The organism is Chishuiella sp. (assembly GCF_032109125.1).
GTDB lineage: Bacteria > Bacteroidota > Bacteroidia > Flavobacteriales > Weeksellaceae > Empedobacter.
The window spans coordinates 25,755-44,673 of the sequence record NZ_DAMCLZ010000018.1 but is presented as its reverse complement, the minus strand read 5'-3'; the positions used below and the strand labels follow the sequence as shown (position 1 = coordinate 44,673).

Genomic DNA, 18,919 nt, shown 5'->3' with positions numbered 1-18,919 from the left:
TTAAGTAATTAAAAATGAGTATTTTAAATTTTATTTATAAATTAGCATAATAATAATTTTTTAAATATTTATCGCCATGGGTACATTAAGAAACAGTGTAAGATTAACAGGAAATGTTGGAAAAAACCCTGAAATCAAAACACTAGAAAACAACAAGAAAATTGCAAAATTTAGTTTAGCTACAAATGAAAGCTATACAAATAGCAAAAATGAAAAAATTCAACAAACTACTTGGCACAATATAGTAGCATATGGCCCAATAGTATCAATCATTGAAAAACATGTTGAAAAAGGAAAACAAATTGGTGTAGAAGGAAAACTAACTTATCGAGATTATATTGATAAAGATGATATTAACAGAAACATCACAGAAATTGTAATAGGTGAAATAATTCTTCTATAAAGCGTTAAATAAAAGGGAAAAATTAAATTATTTCCCTTTTGTTTTTTTATATATTTTCTTTTATCAATTAATTACATAAAAGAATAATTATTTTTTATCCAAGCATTCTTATAGCTGTTTTTAAACCTTCTATAAACACATCAACCTCTTCTTTTGTATTGTATATAGCGAATGAAGCACGAACAGTTCCTGGAATATTAAAATGTTGCATAATTGGTTGTGCACAATGATGACCTGTACGAACAGCAATTCCTTTTTTATCTAAAATCATTCCTACATCAGAAGAATGGACACCAGAAAATTTTAAATTAAAAGAAACTGCACCTGAATGTTCAGCATCTTTAGCATAGATTTCTACTTCATCAAATTCTGATAAACGTTGAATTGTATAATCAATTAATTCTTTTTCGTAGTCATGAATATTTTGGATTCCAATAGAATTAATGTAATCTACTGCAGCCCCTAAACCTATAATACCTGCAATATCTGGAGTACCAGCTTCAAACTTAAATGGTAAACATGCATACGTAGATTTCTCCATTGTAACATCTTTTATCATCTCCCCTCCTCCATGAAATGGAGGTAATTCATTTAAAATCTCTTCCTTTCCATATAAAACTCCTATTCCTGTTGGTCCGTACATTTTATGTCCAGAAAAAGCAAGAAAATCACAATCCATTTCTTGAACATCTATATGAGTATGTGGCGCTGATTGAGCTGCATCAATTAAAACCCAAGCTCCTTTCTGATGTGCTTTAGCTATAATTTCTTTTATAGGATTAACAACTCCTAAAGCGTTAGAGATTTGATTAACTGAAACAATTTTTGTTTTTTCTGTTAATAGATCGTCTAATTTTTCAATGTCTAAAATACCTTCTTTAGTAAGTGGAATATAACTTAATTTAGCTCCTGTTCTTTCTGATAACAATTGCCAAGGAACAATATTTGAATGATGTTCTATTTCTGTAATTATAATTTCGTCTTCAGCTGTAAGAACATTTCTTAAAACATTAGAAATTAAATTAATTCCTTCTGTTGTTCCTTTTGTAAAAATTATTTCGTGATCAGACTTTGCATTGATAAATTTCTGAATCTTACGTCGAGATTCTTCCATCATATCAGTAGCTTCTTGACTTAATGTGTGAATACCGCGATGTACATTCGCATTATATTTTTCATAATATTCATCTAGAATATCTAAAACTACTTTTGGTTTTTGAGAAGTAGCTCCATTATCTAAATAAACTAAAGGTTTACCGTTTACTTCTCTTTCTAGAATTGGAAATTGACTTCTTATTTTTTGAATATCTATTGACATTTTTCACTGAATTTTGTCAAAGTAAAAATTAAACTTTGACTGTTATATAAATATTTATTTACAATTAAAGAACAATATTTTGCTCTATAATCAAAGATACTATAAATAAAAAAGTAAGCATTCAAAATTAATTTCAAATACTTACTTTATATTTAAAAATAAGTTTAAAATTAAAACCTATTATTTATAATTCAAAAAACTTAATTATAATTCAAAATCTAAACTAACACCTAATTTTTTTGCAATTATAGCGTTAACTCTATTTGATATTTGAGGTATATTAACATGTCTTAATGCATCAGAAGCGAATGCATATAATAACATTGCTTTTGCTTCTTTCTTAGGAATACCTCTTTGTTGCATATAAAATAATGATTCTTCTTCTAATTGACCTACAGTACAACCATGAGAACATTTTACATCATCTGCAAAAATTTCTAATTGAGGTTTAGTATCAATAGAAGCTTTATCTGATAATAATACATTATTATTTTGTTGAAAAGCATTTAATTTTTGAGCTTCTTTATGTACATAAATTTTCCCATTAAACACACCATGTGCATTACCATCATAAATACCTTTATACAATTCATGAGATTCACAATTAGGGAAATTATGCTCTACAAATGTATGATGATCTACATGTTGCTTTCCATCAATGACAGTAATTCCATCCATAATAGAATTACAATTTTCTCCATTTTGATAGAAATTTAAATTATTTCGTACAATTTTACCACCAAAAGCAAAAGTAAATACATTTGCACGAGAATCTCTTTCTTGATTAATATAAGTATTATCAATTAAAGATGCATCATTTGTATCATTTTGTAATTTATGCCAATGAATTTCTGCATTTTTACCAACATTAACTTCAGTAACAACGTTTGTTAAGTTAGTTTTACTATCTAATGTTTGATGTCTTTCTATAATCTGTACATGTGCATTATCTCCAACAACAACTAAATTTCTTGGTTGATACATTGCTTCTTGAGATGCTCCTTCCGAAAAATAAACAATTTGAATTGGCTTAGAAAGAATTACATTATTAGGAATATAAATGTATGCTCCATCTTTAGCAAAAGCAGTATTTAAAGCAACTAAGCTTTCATCTTTTTTTGCTATTTTCCCATAATAATTTTCTATTACAGATTGATGAACTGTTTTATGCATTGCACTAGAAAGTACACATATATCAGCTTCATCATGTGTTGTATTTGATAAGAAAGACGAATATTTTCCATTAATAAAAACGATTGTATATGTATCGATTTCATTAATCAAATATTTTTTTATGTCTTTATATTCAATTGCTACTTCATCTTCAGGGAATAATTTATAATCCACTTTCAATAAAGGAGCAAGGTTTGTATATTTCCATTCTTCGTCTTTACGTGTTGGAAAACCTTTTTGATTAAAGATATCGATAGCTTCTTGACGCATACCTTCGATTCCTTTATTCACTTTGTTTTTTTCATTAAACACCAAATGACGAGAAACTAAGTTTTCTTTTAAATCAATCATCTTTTTTTAGATTTTAGATTTTAGACCTCAGATTTTAGATATAGAGTTTAGATTTTAATAATAAATTTTATAAAAATATCTAACTTCTATTTTCTAGCTTCTAAATTCTAAATTAATTAGATTCCTGCTTCTTCTTTTACCCAATCATAACCTTTTTCTTCTAATTCTAAGGCTAATTCTTTTCCTCCTGATTTAATGATTTTTCCATCAGCTAAAACATGTACAAAGTCAGGAACTATATAATCTAGTAAACGTTGGTAATGAGTAATTACTAAAACCCCATTATCTTTATTTTTAAACTCATTAACACCTTCAGCAACAATACGTAGAGCATCAATATCTAAACCAGAATCAGTTTCATCTAAGATTGCTAATTTTGGATTTAACATTAACATTTGAAATATTTCATTACGTTTTTTCTCTCCTCCAGAAAATCCTTCATTTAAAGAACGTGATAAGAAATCTTTTTTAATCCCTAATAAATCAGCTTTTTCACGAATCAATTTTAACATTTCAGAAGCTCCCATTTCTTCTAAGCCTTGTGCTTTACGTGTTTCATTAATAGATGTTTTAATGAAATTAGTAACAGAAACACCTGGTATTTCGATTGGATATTGGAAAGACATAAAAATTCCTTTTTGCGCTCTCTCTTCTGGTGCTAATTCTAAAATTGATTCATTACCAAATTCTATATCACCATCTGTAACTTCGTAATCTTCTTTACCTGTAATAACATTTGATAAAGTTGATTTACCAGCTCCATTTGGCCCCATAATTGCATGAACTTCTCCTGGATTAATTTGAAGGTTTAAACCTTTTAATATTTCACGCTCTTCAATACGTGCGTGTAAGTCTTTTATATTTAATAACATTTTTTCTTTAGATTTTAGATTTTAGATTTTAGATAAAAGTATCTTGCTATCTAAATCTATTTGTATTATTCTAATTTCTTAATTCTAATTCCTAACTTCTAAAAATTATCCTACAGAACCTTCTAATGAGATTTCTAATAATTTTTTAGCTTCTACAGCAAATTCCATTGGTAATTTATCTAATACTTCTCGGCTAAATCCATTAACAATTAATGCAATTGCTTTTTCAGTATCAATACCACGTTGGTTACAATAAAACAATTGATCTTCACCAATTTTAGAAGTTGTAGCTTCGTGCTCTAATTGAGCTGTTTTATTCTCAATTTCTATGTAAGGAAAAGTATGAGCACCACATTCGTTACCCATTAATAATGAATCACACTGAGAGAAATTTCTTGCTCCTTCTGCTCCTTTCATTACTTTTACTAAACCACGGTAAGAATTTTGAGATTTACCTGCAGAAATACCTTTAGAAATAATTGTCGATTTAGTATTTTTACCAATATGAATCATCTTTGTTCCTGTATCTGCTTGTTGGTAATTATTTGTTACGGCAATTGAATAAAATTCTCCAACCGCGTTATCTCCTTTTAAAATACAAGATGGATATTTCCACGTAACTGCAGAACCTGTTTCTACTTGTGTCCAAGAAACTTTAGCATTTTTCTCACAAACAGCACGTTTAGTTACAAAGTTGAATACTCCTCCTTTACCAGATTCATCACCTGGATACCAGTTTTGTACTGTAGAGTATTTAATCTCTGCATCATCCATAATAATTAATTCAACAACGGCAGCATGCAATTGATTTTCATCACGCATTGGTGCAGTACAACCTTCTAAATAAGAAACATAAGAACCTTCGTCTGCAACTAATAAAGTACGCTCGAATTGTCCTGTTCCTGCTGAATTAATTCGGAAGTATGTTGATAATTCCATAGGACAGCGAACACCTTTTGGAATATAACAGAAAGATCCATCAGAGAATACTGCTGAATTTAATGCTGCATAAAAATTATCTGTTGGAGGTACTACTCGACCGATATATTTCTTTACTAATTCTGGATGTTCTTTTATAGCTTCAGAAATTGACATAAAAATAATTCCTTTTTCTGCTAATGTTTCTCTAAAAGTAGTTTTAACAGAAACAGAATCAATTACTGCATCAATAGCTACACCAGATAAACGCTTTTGTTCATCTAAAGAAATTCCTAATTTTTCGAAAGTTTTTAATAACTCAGGATCAACCTCATCTAAACTAGATAATTCTTTTTTAATTTTTGGTGCAGCATAATAACGAATAGCCTGAAAATCTGGCTTTTCATAAGTTACATTTGCCCATTCAGGTTCTTCCATTTTTTGCCATGCACGGAAAGCTTCCAAACGCCATTCAGTCATCCATTCTGGCTCTTCTTTTTTGGCTGAAATAGCACGAACGATATCTTCATTCAATCCAACTGGAAAATCTTCATATTCCATTTCAGTCGACCAACCAAACTCATATTGTTTTTGGCTCGCAAGATCTTCACGTAAATCGTCTTCTGTATATTTTGTGTTACTCATCTTATTATTTATAAAATGTATAGGTAAAATTAAAATTAATCGGTTCTTGTTTTTCCGTTTTATTACCTAAAAATTTAAATTCTTTTATACGTTTATTTTGATCTAATACAACTTCAAATTGAGGTTGATTATTTTTCAAAATTTGGTATTTATTTATAGACATTAATTTAATTTCAGACGAAGGTCCTTCAATCAAATTAACTTTTTCAGTTTTAAGTTCTACATCTGGTGTGAATTCCTTTATTTTAAAAGGAATTTGAAAATTAGAACTACTATAACATACTTTATTAATATCACGTCCCAAAGATTTAGTTATTCTACAATCATGCATTAATCTATCTTCAAAACCTAACTTCTGATCCAAATATGTTTTTTTCAATAAAATATCACCTTCTAGCCAAACAATATCAAATAATTTGTTTGCATTTTTAATGTACATTTTATTCTGATCATAGAAGAACTGATTTATCTTCTCATCAGTTCCTTTTTTAATAACTTCTTTTTCTAAAACTCCATCCTTATAAGTATAATTTACTTTTACTGGATCTACAAGTTCATTTGTAAGTTCTATAACAAGAAGATTATTATTTACATCATAATTTGCTTTATAAACTACATTTTTAGAAGCTCTATTTGTAATTACAACTGTTTTTATTTTTGAGGAATTAACATCTAATGCATTCATTAAATTCTTTATTCCAAATAAACCAAAAAACATATTTTCTGTATATGCTTTATTTAGTTTAATAGAAAAATCTGTTGGTCTATAAATCATCAGATCTTTTTCTATAATTGTATTTTGAGCAAAAATAGATATACAACTAAAAAATGTAATTAATAAAGCAAATTTTTTCATGATTTATATTGCAAAACTTTCACCACAACCACATGTACGAGTTGCGTTAGGATTATTAAAAATAAATCCTTTACCATTTAATCCTCCAGAATATTCTAAAGTCATTCCAACTAAGTATAAAAATGATTTTTTATCTACTAAAATTCTTACACCGTTATCTTCGAACAATTTATCTTCTGGCTTTTGATCTTTATCAAATTCTAAATTATAAGATAATCCAGAACATCCTCCACTAGTAACACCTACTCTAACATAAGATTCTTCAATAGAAGATCCATCTTCCTGCATTAGTGAATTTATTTTTGATTTTGCTGATTCTGATACTTTAATCATTTCGAATTATATTTTATTAGTACAAAGTTACTTATTTAAAATGAAATTAAATAAATAACAATATAAATATTAACAATCCTGCAACTTATTTTATCTATGAAGAAATATTTTTTTTATTATTTTAAACCTAATTTATCTCTGGTTCTTTTTAATACATCTTTAGCTACCTTTCTAGATTTCGCAGCTCCTTCTTCTAAGAAATTATCTAAAGTTACCTTATCATTCATTAATTCATCAAAACGTAAACGAGCATTAGAGTATTTATCCAAAATAAGTTCAAATAAAGCTTGTTTTGCATGACCATAACCATATCCTCCCTTAAGATAATTATTTCTCATTTCATCTATTTGTTCTGGACTTGCTAGCAATTTATATAATGCAAATACATTATCTGTATCAGGATTTTTTGGCTCTTCTAATGGCGTAGAATCTGTTTCTATCGACATTACTTGTTTGCGTAATTGTTTTTCAGGTAAGAATATATTGATGAAATTATTTCTTGATTTAGACATTTTATTTCCATCTGTACCTGGAATCAACATTATATTTTCGTCAATTGCTGCTTGTGGTAAAACAAATGTTTCTCCCATTTGATGGTTAAATTTTTCTGCAACACTTCTTGTAATTTCTAAATGTTGTAATTGATCTTTACCTACTGGAACAACTTCTGCATCATAAAGTAAAATGTCCGCTGCCATAAGAATTGGGTAAGTAAATAAACCAGCATTTACATCTGCTAAATAATCCGCTTTATCTTTAAAAGAATGAGCTAATGTTAAACGTTGAAATGGGAAAAAATTCAATAAATACCACATTAATTCCGTTGTTTCAGTTACATCTGATTGACGGTAAAAAACAACTTTTGAAGGATCAAGACCTAATGCAAGCCAAGTTGCTGCCACTTCGTACGTATTTTGTTTTAAAACTTCTGCATCTTTTATTTGTGTTAAAGCATGCAAATCAGCAATAAATATAAACGAATCATTTCCTTCTTTTTCTGTCAATTCAATCGCTGGTGATATTGCTCCTAAAATATTTCCTAAGTGTGGAGTTCCTGTTGCTTGAACTCCTGTAAGTATTCTTGGCATTTTATTTAAATAATTTAATGACAAAGATAGTCCATAAAGACGATATGTGCCAATGAATATTATTTTTTATACTATCAATTAATAATTGTCTAATTAACAATTGATAATTAATTATTTAAAATAGTATAATTCTAAACTAATTCGAGCAAAAAAAAGTATATTTATATATTTAATTAGAAATAAATAGTATATTTGTATACCAATAACAAAAACATGAAGTATAAAATTATTAAGGATATTATTGATTTAGTTGATGAATTTGAATTAGCACAAAACAATTCTAATAGCTATCAAAATAATGTAAATGGTTTTAAACAATGGGTTGTAGAAAATTTTTCTGGACAAGAAAAAGAAGAACCTAATTGGGAAGGAAAAGAAAATGGAAGAAGTGCTGAAAGTGTTATAAACACACAAATAGTACACATGAATAGATATGCTAAATCTTATACCAAATCTGCTTTATTAAACTCTGACTTCGCTACACAAGAAGATATTATTTACCTTATAAATTTAGATGCTTTTGGAGAAATGACCAAAACAGAACTAATTAGAAAAAATGTACATGAAAAACCTGTTGGTATACAAATTATTAATAGATTGATAAAAATAGGTTTTGTAGAACAAACAGACTCTTTGACTGATAAAAGAAGTAAATATATTTCTATAACGAATAAAGGTAAGATAGCATTAAAAAACCAAATGGAAAAAATAAGACAAGCAAGTGCAATTGTTACTGGAGATTTGTCTTATAATGAAAAAATGGAATTAATTCGTATCCTTAATAAATTAGAGCAATTCCATAACCCTATTTATGAAAGAAATATTGCTACTGAAAATTTATTGCAAGAAGCCATGAAATTAAAGAATTAATTGATATTTCTCTTTGCCTACTTATCCCCTATTACATATTTATAGCATATAAAAAGATATATGATAAAATCGAATACAAAAAAGAAAATTGCAATAATAGGTTCTGGTTTTTCAGGATTATCTGCTGCGGCATACACAGCAAAAGAAGGGCATGAAGTTCATGTTTTCGAAAAACATTCACAACCTGGTGGAAGAGCAAGACAGTTTAAAACCGAAGAAGGTTATGTATTTGATATGGGACCAAGTTGGTATTGGATGCCAGATATCATTAATAATTTTTTTAATGATTTTGGTTGGAATTCATCTGATTTTTATGAATTAATTTCTTTAAATCCTCAATTTGAAATGATTTTTTCTAATGAAAAAATTACTGTTCCTGAAAATTATAATGATTTAAAAAAGTTATTCGAAAAAATAGAGAAAGGTGCTGGAGAAAAATTAGATGCTTTTATGCAAGCAGCAAAATATAAATACAACGTTGGCATGCAAGACTTTGTTTCTAAACCTTGCCATAATTGGTTTGAATTCTTTTCTCCTAAAATTGCAAATAGTGCTTTAAAATTAGATTTACTAAGCAATTTTAGAACGTATGTAGCTAAATATTTTACAAATGAAAAACTAAAAATGTTAATGGAATTTCCTGTTATTTTTCTTGGTGCTTCTCCTAAAAATATCCCTGCTCTATACAGTTTAATGAATTTTGGAGGTTATGCATTGGGTACACATTATCCGATGGGTGGTTTTTATCAACTTGTTTTAGCAATGCAAAAAGTTGCTAAAATCCAAGGAGCTAAATTTCATTTTAATTCAAACGTAGAAAAAATAAACACAAATAATAACAAAGTTTCTTCTTTATTAGTTAATGGCGAATTTCATAATTTTGATGTAGTAATTGCTTCTTCTGATTATCATCATTCAGAAAGCTTATTGGATGAAAATCTAAGAAATTATAATGAAGAATACTGGAAAAAGAAAACTTTTGCACCATCTTGCCTAATTTACTATTTAGGAATAAACGAAAAAATACCTAACTTAAAACATCATACACTATTTTTTGAAAATGATTTGGACTATCATATCGATTGTATATATGGTGATAAACAATGGCCAGATAAACCCCTGTTCTATAGTTGTTGTCCTTCTAAAACAGACAAACATGTTGCTCCAGAAAATTCTGATAATTTATTTCTATTGATGCCTATTGCAACAGGAATAAACGACGAAGAAAATATCAGAGAAAAGTATCTAAAAGAAATGCTTACTCGCTTAGAAAAAGTAACTGGAATTGAAAATTTATATGATAAAATCGAATACAAAAAAAGTTATTGTGTAAGCGATTTTATGACTGATTATAATGCTTATGGTGGAAATGCTTATGGCTTGGCAAATACACTAAATCAAACAGCAGTACTTAAACCAAAAATAAAAAACAAAAAAATAAAAAATCTTTACTATACAGGTCAACTTACTGTTCCGGGGCCAGGTGTTCCTCCATCTATCATTTCTGGAAAAATAGTAGCAAACGAAGTTAATCATCTTAAAAACTAAAAATTCATGAAAACTCTTTTTGATGAGTTGTCTTATGACGTAAGTAAAAGAACAACAAAAAAATATAGCACAAGTTTTTCCTTAGGAATATTAGCACTAAAACCTGCTATTCGCCCTGCAATTTATGCTATATATGGCTATGTACGATTAGCCGATGAAATTGTAGATAGCTTCCATGGATTTCATAAAGAAAAATTACTGAACCGATTAAAAGAAGAAACTAGCAATGCTTTAGAAGAAGGTATTGCATTAAATCCTATTTTACAATCGTTTCAAGAAACTGTAAGTAAATATAAAATTGATAAACAATTGATTGACCAATTCCTAAATAGTATGGAAATGGATTTAAAGAAAATTGATTATAATTCAGACTTATATAATGAATATATTTTTGGTTCTGCCGAGGTTGTTGGTTTAATGTGTTTACAAGTTTTTACCAATGGAAATAAAACACAATACGAAGAACTAAAACCTTATGCTATGAAATTGGGTTCTGCTTTTCAAAAAGTTAACTTTCTAAGAGACTTAAAAGATGATTACCAGACTTTAGGGCGTACTTACTTTCCTGAAGTTGATATGAAAATGTTTAATAACACTATAAAAAATGAAATTGAACAAGATATTGAACAAGAATTTAAAGAAGCATTAGTAGGCATTAAAAAACTTCCTAGTTCATCAATGTTTGGTGTTTATTTAGCTTATAAGTATTATTTATCATTATTCGAAAAAATAAAAAATAAATCATCAGACGAAATATTAAACAATCGTGTTCGTATTCCTAATTCACAAAAAGCCTATGTAGCATTCAAAAGTTACGTAAGGTACAAAACTGCATTTCTGTAATGAAATTTTTTGCTTTTGTATTCTTTTTATTTTGTTTACAAATCAGAGCTCAAACAGATTCTACACAATTAGAAACTATAAGAAATAACTATAGTAAAGCTGTCACAGATAAAGAACTGTGTTCAGAAATGATAAGAGAATTGGAAATTTTAAAAGATAAACCCATTTATTTAGGCTATTTAGGAGGTTTACAAATAATTTGGGCAAAACACGTTATCAATCCTTTTCGGAAATTAAAAACATTCAAAAAAGGAAAAATAAATCTTGAAAAAGCCATTTTAATAGAGCCCTATAATACAGAATTGAGGCTAATAAGAATTACAATTCAAAAAAACACACCTCGATTTCTTGATTATAAAGAAAATATAAAGGAAGATAAATCTTTTATCAAAAAAAACATAAAAAGTATTCAATCTCCTATTTTACAAAACCATATAAATACAATTACAAAAAACTAACAAATGAAATATCAATTATATAGAGAACAGCAATTAAATTGTAACTTAGAAACAGCGTGGAAGTTTTTTTCATCTCCTGAAAATTTATCTGAGATTACACCAAAAGATATGAATTTTACTGTACTTTCAAAATATAGAAATCAGCCTATTTTCGAAGGAATGATTATCGACTATATTGTTTCTCCACTTTTTAATATTCCACTAAAATGGAAAACTCGTATTTCACAAGTCGACAAAAACAAAAGTTTCACAGATTTTCAAGAAAAAGGTCCTTACAAACTTTGGAATCATCACCATGAATTTATTCCAAATCAAAATGGTGTATTAATGAAAGATACTGTCGATTATGAACTTCCTCTTGGCTTTTTAGGAAAGATAGCTCATGCTATAATAGTTAAAGATAAATTGAATAAGATTTTTGATTACCGTTATAAAATATTAGAACTACGATTTAACCAAGCAAAAAATGATTAATTTACTTATCGTTATAACTGTTTTTATATCAATGGAAGCTGCGACTTGGTTAATTCATAAATATATCATGCATGGCTTTCTTTGGTACTTACACAAAGACCATCATGACCATAGCAGCGAAGGCGAATTAGAAAAAAACGATTACTTTTTTGTTATTTTTGCCATCCCTACTATCGCACTAATGTATTTTGGTTCAGTCGATAGTTTTAATTATCTATTTTATATTGGACTAGGTATTATGCTCTATGGAATGGCATATTTTTTTGTTCATGATATTTTTATTCATCAACGAATAAAATATTTTACACGAACAAAAAATCCCTATTTTTTAGCATTACGTAGAGCTCACAAACAACATCACAAACACATAACCAAAGAAGATGGCGAATGTTTTGGTTTTCTTTATGTACCAATCAAATTTTTTAAAATGTATTTCAATTCATCAAAATGATAACATTCACCTACTCACTCATTTTATTTTTCACCATAATTGTCTGTTTCATTGCCTCATTCGATAAAAGGCTACAATTCAATCATCATTTTGGTGCATTCATCAAAGCTTCAATTATCGTAGCAATACCATTTATTGCTTGGGATATCTGGTTCACAGAAAAAGGTGTTTGGTGGTTCAACAAAAACTATACATTAGGTATAATAATAGCTGGTTTACCACTAGAAGAATGGTTATTTTTCATTTGCATTCCTTTTTCATGTGTTTTCACATATTTTTGTATCGACAAGTTTTACAAATTAAAATGGTTAGTTGGCTTCAATAACCTCATCACATTCATCACAATCATCATCTGTTCAGTCGTTGCGTTATTACATCATGACAAAATATATACACTTGTAACAGCTCTTATAACCATTGCAACACTTATTTACTTACATTTCATTGCACGTGTAAACTGGATTAGCAAAGCCTCTTTAGTTTTCACATTACTTATGCTTGGTTTTTTTCCTGTCAACGGTATGCTTACAGGAACAGGTTTAGAATCTCCAATTGTGAATTATAATCCAGCCAATTTTTTGGGTATAAGAATTTTAACTATCCCTATCGAAGATGCTGTTTATGGTTATAGCCAATTCTTATTAAACCTTTACTTTTTCAAATTATTTTCTAAAAAATAATTAATTTTTGAGCGTTCCCTTCGGGCGGGTTTTTCGTTGCAATCTTTTTACTTCGCTAGAATGCTACGCAAAAAGGATTTACACTACAACCCCTAACGCAATTACTGAGAAAAGGTAAAATAGAATCAATAAAGGATAATTATGTAATTTTGAAAATAAAACATGAAATCTGAACATATTTTTAAAGTGGAATTAGAATGGAAATCTAAAAATGAGCAATCTATTGATTTAACAAAAAAAAGATATACAAAAAGTCATAATTTATCTATAGATGGAAAACCTGATCTTATGGTTTCTGCTGCAAAAATTTTTAAAGGAGATCCTGAATTATATAATCCTGAAGATTTACTTTTAAGTAGTTTAGTCTCTTGTCACATGATGTCTTTTTTATATTGTTGTAGTAAACATAAAATAGAAATCATAAATTACAATGATCAAGCTGAAGCTATTTTAGAAGTAAATAATGATGGAAGTGGAAAAATAACAAAAGTTATTTTACATCCTAAAGTAAAAATTATTGATGAAACAAAAATTGATCTTGTAAATTCATTACACAAAGAAGCAAATCAACTTTGTTTTATTGCTAATTCGTGTAATTTCATTGTAGAACATCATGCTGTTTGTTATGTATAATACAACTAAATCTCTTTCCTATTTTGCTCTTTATATGTTGTAGGATTTATTCCACATTTTTTTTTAAACCATTTACTGAAATGACTTTCATCTGTAAAACCAAATTGATGTGCTATTTCTGAAAAGGAATATTCTTCTTCTATAATCAACTTCTGTATTGCTAGTCTCTTACATTCTTCTATGTATTTCTTTACGGACATTCCTGTATCTTTTTTAAAATAAATACCTAATGTACTAACACTAACATTAAATTTATTTGCAATATATGATACAGAAAGCATTTCTGGTTCACGAAGATATTTATGAATATGTTGTAAAGCTTTAGCTAAATCTTTTTTTTGAGGCAATGGTTCTTTACTAAAAGATTGGTACGTTAAATTTCTTTCTATTAATGTAATCAAACTTAAAATTTGAAAATAACATAAGCTCTCATTTTTTACCCCATCTTCATATAACTTTAGTAATAAATCGAGTGTAGTCTCTACTAATACTTTTTCGTTAGAAGAAAAACTTACTTTAGCATTTAAGGGAGATTGAGCTTTGGATAAAGATACTGCCCTACCATTTGAATTATTTGTTAACTTTTTTAATACTAAACGAGCATTTTGTGAAAATCTCACAATATAAACTTCTGCTTCCTCTATTATTTGAAATGAGTGCTCTTTTTTTGCTTTAATAAAAAACAAATCCCCAGAAGAAAAAGGAATGTTCTCTCCTTTATTATAATGAATTCCCTTCCCTTTTTTAAGATAAATAAATTCATAGTAATCATGTGAAATAGCAGAAGATGATTGAGGTTGAATAATCTCATGTAATACAACTATTGGTTGAAACTGCTTTTCCATTATAAATAAATTATTTAAAAATACCGAAAACAAATGTAAAAATACCGAAAAAATACTAGTATTTCAACTGAAATTTGTATAAAAATAAAGATTTATGTTTGGAAAAAAACCTCAAATAATGAAAGCTATACTTTCTGTAAAAGAAAAAAAATATTTATCGCCTCACTTCATTCGTATTATTTTAGAAGGAGATATAAATGTTTTTTCTGATGCAAAAATTGGTGATAATAACAAAATTATAGTTCCTACAAATAACAAGGAAACATTTATTTTACCATCATTAGAAAAAAATAATAATTCAGAAAAACCAATTATACGCACTTACACAACAAGAAATATAGACTTTCTAAATAAAACATTAACCATAGATTTTGTTGCACATGGAGAAGATAGTCCTACCTCTAAATGGGCAATAAATGCTGAAAAAGGACATCAATTAGGTGTTTTAATGAAAGCAAAATCAAAACCATTATATCTTGATGCCAATTGGTATTTACTTGTTGGTGACCATACAGCATTACCAGTAATAAGTGTTATGCTTGAAAAATTACCAAAAGAAACTAAAGGAAAAGCAATTATAGAAGTTCATAGCCCTGAAGATATTTTAGAATTAAAAAAACCTGTAGGATTTGAAATCGAATGGATATTCAATAAAAATCCTGGGAAAGAGCAGAAATTAATTGACGCATTTTCTTCCACTCCATTTCCTAATTGTAGCAAATATATATTTGTTGCTTGTGAATATAAATCTGCAAAACAAATAAGAGAATATTCACGCAATATGGAAGACACTCATTTATCTTCATTTCAAATATTATCATATTGGAAATATGGACAATCTGAAGATTCATCTGCAGAAGAAAGAAGAAAAGAAAGAATTAAAAATTAAAAATTTATGGAAAATTATTTAATCAAATCATCTTATGAATTAACATTAGTTGCAACACAGCAAATAATACAAAAAGGAATTGAAATTGCTTTAGAAAAGAAGTTAAATCTAGCTATAGCAGTGACTGATAAATCTGGACTTTTAATAAATTTCGTACGAATGGATAGTGCTTCTTTAGTTACTATAGATGTAGCAATAAAAAAAGCAAAATCTGCAGCCTACATAAATGCTCCTTCAAAATTATTCGAAGATTTTGTGAACGAAGGATTAACATCAATGTTAAGCACACCAAATATTTTACCATTACAAGGTGGAATGCCGATTTATTATGAAGACAATTTAATTGGAGCTATTGGTATAAGTGGATCAGATGGTGATACAGATCAATTAATTGCAGATATACTAGCAAATTCCTTAAATTAAGGATAAATCCATGAATTTAATATACTTGAATTAATAAAAACAAAAAAAACTGCATTTTTACACAAAAATTTTAAAGAAACTAAAACCATAAATTTTAGCTATATTTAACTTTTTAGATTTTGTAAGAAGATATATCCCAAAAATATCTTCTTACTTCATTTTTATATTATTCTTCAAGATAATTTAAATCTTTATCAAAACTTTCTTTCAATTGAGTTAAAGAAAAAATTGCAATTCCCGATAATAAAAACACCATAACAAAAGCAGCTGTAATTATTCCAAAATAATCAACAATATAACCATATAATAGTGTTGAAGGAATAAGAGCTCCACGAACAAAATTTGGAGCTGTAGTTGCAACTGTAGCACGTAAATTTGTACCAAATTGCTCTGCTGCAATTGTAACAAAAGTAGCCCAATAACCAACTCCTATTCCCATAAAAAAAGCTAAAAACAAAAATTTAGTTTCTGTAATTCCTGTAGAGCTTAAATACCACGATGAACTAATGATGATTAATAATTGACAAATAAAAACAACTTTCTTTCTTGATTTCAATAGTTGTGAAAAAAGTCCAGCCAATACATCTCCTAGAGAGATTCCAATATAAGTAAACATAACCCCTTTACCAGCGCTTAACTCTACTTCTGCACCAAGAGCTTTACCAATTTCTGGAGCTTGAGTAACTAAAACTCCAACAATAAACCAAATTGGTAGTCCTATTCCTAAACAATTTAGATAGCGTTTTAATCGGTATTTATTATTAAATAACATTCGGATATCTCCTTTTTTAGCTGAGTTTTTTTCTATATGACTAAATAATCCCGATTCTAGAGAACCAAAACGTAAAAGTAATAATAGTAATCCCATTCCTCCTCCAACAAAATAAGCGATACGCCAATTGAATTCTTGAGAAACATAATAAGCCAACAAAGCACCTAGAACACCAATAGAAGCTACTAACATTGTTCCATATCCTCTTTTAGATTTATGCATACTTTCAGATACTAATGTAATTCCAGCTCCTAGTTCTCCAGCTAAACCAATACCAGCAATAAAACGTATAACTCCATAAGTTGTAACATCATTCACAAAACCATTAGCAATATTTGCAATAGAATACATTAAAATAGAACCAAAAAGGACTTTCATTCGTCCCATTTTATCTCCAATTATTCCCCAAATTAATCCTCCTATCAATAACCCTCCCATTTGCATATTCAGTACATATTCTCCTTTTACACGCATATCATCTAATGGCACTCCAATATCTTGAAATGATGTAATACGAACGATAGAGAAAATAATTAAATCATAGATATCAACAAAATATCCTAAAGATGCTACAGTTATTAAAATCCATACTTGTTTAGATGTTTTCTGAATTGGTTGATCTTGATCAGGCATTAATTTATATTTTTTTGGAGCACAAAAGTAATGAGCTATTTTATGAATTATTACAATTTTTAGGTAATAGTTAATTGTTTTAAACAATTATTATTTAATCATCAAATATTAAATACATAAACTATTTATTAAATAAAATAAAGGCCTAATTATTAAAATAAGAATAATTAAATTAAATGCAATAGCGATAGAAATAGAAATCCTTTTTTATTCTTTAATAAAAAAATAAATAGATAAAAAAAGATTGTAATGGATAGCGCGACACGTAGTGATTGCCCTAATCATAAAAACAATAATAAAATAAAAAAAACTTTAATTATTTGATTTTTTTTCAAACTTCAACCAACCATTTTAAGTTATTCGGAATCTATAAAGAAAAATAGTATTAATCTTAAAATTTTCTGATATGAATAACCAAACATTTCTAGACATTGTTTTCGAAAATCGAAACAAACAATATGGCGCTTATCAATTGAGACAAATCGCTAATCGAGATCTTATGAAATCTCTATTTTTTGGAATAGGATTCATTACTTTGACAACTGGAGGTATTTTATTTGCAAATAAACCAACAAAAAATAGTTTAAAAAATGATAAATCTGTTACTTTAACTGTATGTAAACTTCTTATTCAAGACGAAGATATTGTTATTCCTCCTGTAGAAAAAAAGATTGCAACAGAGAAAAAAACAATACAAGCGCCAACAGAACAAGTTGAACATATTATCCCTACACCAAAGGAGAAACCTAGTGTTGAAAAAACTGTAGAACCGATAAAAGATTTGGAAAAAGCAGATTTAGGTGCTTTTAATAGAAGAGGCGAAGAATCTACAGGACAAATTGGTGGTGGTGAAGTAAGTGAAATTGGAAGTACAGTTGGTGGACAAAATACAAAAGCTACTGAAGGACCTAAAGAAACAAAACCTGTAGAGAATACAAATAAAACTATTACAACTCGATTAGCTGCTGTTATGGCTATTTACCCTGGCTGTGAAAGTGAAAGTAAAAAAGGAAATGAAGCACTTACTAAATGTATGAGCGATAAAATTTCTAAAGAATTAAGTTATGAGTTGGCTGATTTTGCTGAAACAGCAGCTAAAAATAATGTAAATGTAGCAGCAGCTAAAATGCAGTTTATTGTGAATAAAAATGGTGAAATTTCACAAGTAAAACCGTTAAGTGGTAGTCAACAAGATCTTGGAAAAGAAGCTAAAAGTGCATTAGAACGAATTAATAAACAACTTGTAAGAAAAGGTAAAAAAATAAAACCTGCGCAGTTAGAAGATGGTTCTGAAGCAAATTTAATTTTCTCTATTCCAGTTAAATTCCAAATTGCACAATAGTTTAAAACACTCCTGATATAACCGTTGATTAATCAACGGTTATATTTTTGAAATAAAAAAAATGAATACTAAAAATACGACAATTTTAAGTTTTAATTCCT

The 18,919-nt window shown here is 28.1% G+C and carries 21 protein-coding genes; 12 read left to right on the top strand and 9 right to left on the bottom strand.

The genetic code is table 11. The annotated features are described in order from the left end of the window. Nucleotides 1–76: 76 nt before the first annotated feature. A complete protein-coding gene (locus tag RT575_RS14505) occupies nt 77–403 on the top strand; it encodes a single-stranded DNA-binding protein (RefSeq protein ID WP_313581801.1) in 327 nt (108 codons plus the stop codon). A gap of 94 nt (nt 404–497) precedes the next feature. Here RT575_RS14505 and RT575_RS14500 read toward each other — a convergent pair whose 3' ends face one another. The 7 genes from RT575_RS14500 to trpS all read right to left on the bottom strand — a co-directional run bounded on the left by RT575_RS14500 (nt 498) and on the right by trpS (nt 7,957). Continuing rightward, nucleotides 498–1,721 carry a cysteine desulfurase gene (locus RT575_RS14500; RefSeq protein WP_313387019.1) on the bottom strand — a complete coding sequence of 408 codons (1,224 nt, stop codon included), beginning with the start codon at nt 1,719–1,721 and terminating at the stop codon, nt 498–500. Between the two features lie 204 nt (nt 1,722–1,925). Next, nucleotides 1,926–3,245 carry a Fe-S cluster assembly protein SufD gene (sufD, locus tag RT575_RS14495; protein ID WP_313581799.1) on the bottom strand — a complete coding sequence of 440 codons (1,320 nt, stop codon included), beginning with the start codon at nt 3,243–3,245 and terminating at the stop codon, nt 1,926–1,928. Between the two features lie 116 nt (nt 3,246–3,361). After that, on the bottom strand, nt 3,362–4,117 hold the full coding sequence (gene sufC, locus RT575_RS14490) for a Fe-S cluster assembly ATPase SufC (protein WP_313581797.1): 756 nt from the start codon (nt 4,115–4,117) through the stop codon (nt 3,362–3,364). 105 nt (nt 4,118–4,222) lie between these two features. Beyond that, entirely contained in the window at nt 4,223–5,680 is a 1,458-nt protein-coding gene (gene sufB, locus RT575_RS14485; RefSeq protein ID WP_313373847.1) for a Fe-S cluster assembly protein SufB, read from the bottom strand. 4 nt (nt 5,681–5,684) lie between these two features. Next, nucleotides 5,685–6,536: a hypothetical protein gene (locus RT575_RS14480; RefSeq protein ID WP_313581795.1), complete on the bottom strand. Its 852-nt coding sequence runs from the start codon at nt 6,534–6,536 to the stop codon at nt 5,685–5,687. A 3-nt stretch (nt 6,537–6,539) separates the two neighbouring features. Continuing rightward, nucleotides 6,540–6,869 carry an iron-sulfur cluster assembly accessory protein gene (locus tag RT575_RS14475; RefSeq protein ID WP_313387023.1) on the bottom strand — a complete coding sequence of 110 codons (330 nt, stop codon included), beginning with the start codon at nt 6,867–6,869 and terminating at the stop codon, nt 6,540–6,542. A gap of 116 nt (nt 6,870–6,985) precedes the next feature. Next, nucleotides 6,986–7,957, bottom strand: a complete 972-nt coding sequence (gene trpS / locus RT575_RS14470) for a tryptophan--tRNA ligase (protein ID WP_313581793.1) — start codon at nt 7,955–7,957, stop codon at nt 6,986–6,988. Nucleotides 7,958–8,170: 213 nt separating this feature from the next. Between trpS and RT575_RS14465 the strand changes: the two genes are divergently transcribed. The 8 genes from RT575_RS14465 (at nt 8,171) to RT575_RS14430 (ending at nt 13,914) form a co-directional block, all read left to right on the top strand. Then, the gene (locus RT575_RS14465; protein ID WP_313581792.1) at nt 8,171–8,827 is read left to right on the top strand and encodes a helix-turn-helix domain-containing protein; all 657 of its coding nucleotides are present in this window, start codon (nt 8,171–8,173) and stop codon (nt 8,825–8,827) included. A gap of 60 nt (nt 8,828–8,887) precedes the next feature. Next, nucleotides 8,888–10,375 carry a phytoene desaturase family protein gene (locus RT575_RS14460; protein ID WP_313581790.1) on the top strand — a complete coding sequence of 496 codons (1,488 nt, stop codon included), beginning with the start codon at nt 8,888–8,890 and terminating at the stop codon, nt 10,373–10,375. A 6-nt stretch (nt 10,376–10,381) separates the two neighbouring features. Continuing rightward, entirely contained in the window at nt 10,382–11,218 is an 837-nt protein-coding gene (locus RT575_RS14455; RefSeq protein WP_313387027.1) for a phytoene/squalene synthase family protein, read from the top strand. Then, nucleotides 11,218–11,676, top strand: coding sequence for a hypothetical protein (locus tag RT575_RS14450; RefSeq protein WP_313581788.1), 459 nt, complete (start codon nt 11,218–11,220; stop codon nt 11,674–11,676). Before RT575_RS14455 ends, RT575_RS14450 begins: the two co-directional genes overlap by 1 nt. A gap of 3 nt (nt 11,677–11,679) precedes the next feature. Beyond that, on the top strand, nt 11,680–12,150 hold the full coding sequence (locus RT575_RS14445; protein WP_313581786.1) for an SRPBCC family protein: 471 nt from the start codon (nt 11,680–11,682) through the stop codon (nt 12,148–12,150). After that, nucleotides 12,143–12,601, top strand: coding sequence for a sterol desaturase family protein (locus RT575_RS14440; protein WP_313387030.1), 459 nt, complete (start codon nt 12,143–12,145; stop codon nt 12,599–12,601). The genes RT575_RS14445 and RT575_RS14440 overlap by 8 nt, the downstream gene beginning before the upstream one ends. Beyond that, nucleotides 12,598–13,281: a lycopene cyclase domain-containing protein gene (locus tag RT575_RS14435; protein WP_313581784.1), complete on the top strand. Its 684-nt coding sequence runs from the start codon at nt 12,598–12,600 to the stop codon at nt 13,279–13,281. The genes RT575_RS14440 and RT575_RS14435 overlap by 4 nt, the downstream gene beginning before the upstream one ends. Nucleotides 13,282–13,443: 162 nt before the next feature. Next, entirely contained in the window at nt 13,444–13,914 is a 471-nt protein-coding gene (locus RT575_RS14430; RefSeq protein WP_313581782.1) for an OsmC family protein, read from the top strand. A 5-nt stretch (nt 13,915–13,919) separates the two neighbouring features. Here the strand turns inward: RT575_RS14430 and RT575_RS14425 are convergent, their stop codons facing one another. Then, nucleotides 13,920–14,759 carry an AraC family transcriptional regulator gene (locus RT575_RS14425; RefSeq protein WP_313581780.1) on the bottom strand — a complete coding sequence of 280 codons (840 nt, stop codon included), beginning with the start codon at nt 14,757–14,759 and terminating at the stop codon, nt 13,920–13,922. A gap of 94 nt (nt 14,760–14,853) precedes the next feature. Here RT575_RS14425 and RT575_RS14420 point away from each other — a divergent pair, with 94 nt between their 5' ends. Together RT575_RS14420 and RT575_RS14415 are read left to right on the top strand one after the other, a co-directional pair. Then, complete coding sequence (locus RT575_RS14420; protein ID WP_313581778.1) at nt 14,854–15,648, top strand: siderophore-interacting protein; 795 nt, start codon at nt 14,854–14,856, stop codon at nt 15,646–15,648. Between the two features lie 6 nt (nt 15,649–15,654). Then, a complete protein-coding gene (locus RT575_RS14415; RefSeq protein ID WP_313581777.1) occupies nt 15,655–16,071 on the top strand; it encodes a heme-binding protein in 417 nt (138 codons plus the stop codon). Nucleotides 16,072–16,237: 166 nt separating this feature from the next. Here RT575_RS14415 and RT575_RS14410 read toward each other — a convergent pair whose 3' ends face one another. Continuing rightward, nucleotides 16,238–17,476, bottom strand: a complete 1,239-nt coding sequence (locus tag RT575_RS14410) for an MFS transporter (RefSeq protein WP_313387036.1) — start codon at nt 17,474–17,476, stop codon at nt 16,238–16,240. A gap of 406 nt (nt 17,477–17,882) precedes the next feature. Between RT575_RS14410 and RT575_RS14405 the strand changes: the two genes are divergently transcribed. Further along, entirely contained in the window at nt 17,883–18,818 is a 936-nt protein-coding gene (locus tag RT575_RS14405) for a hypothetical protein (protein ID WP_313581775.1), read from the top strand. The last annotated feature ends 101 nt before the right edge of the window (nt 18,819–18,919 follow it).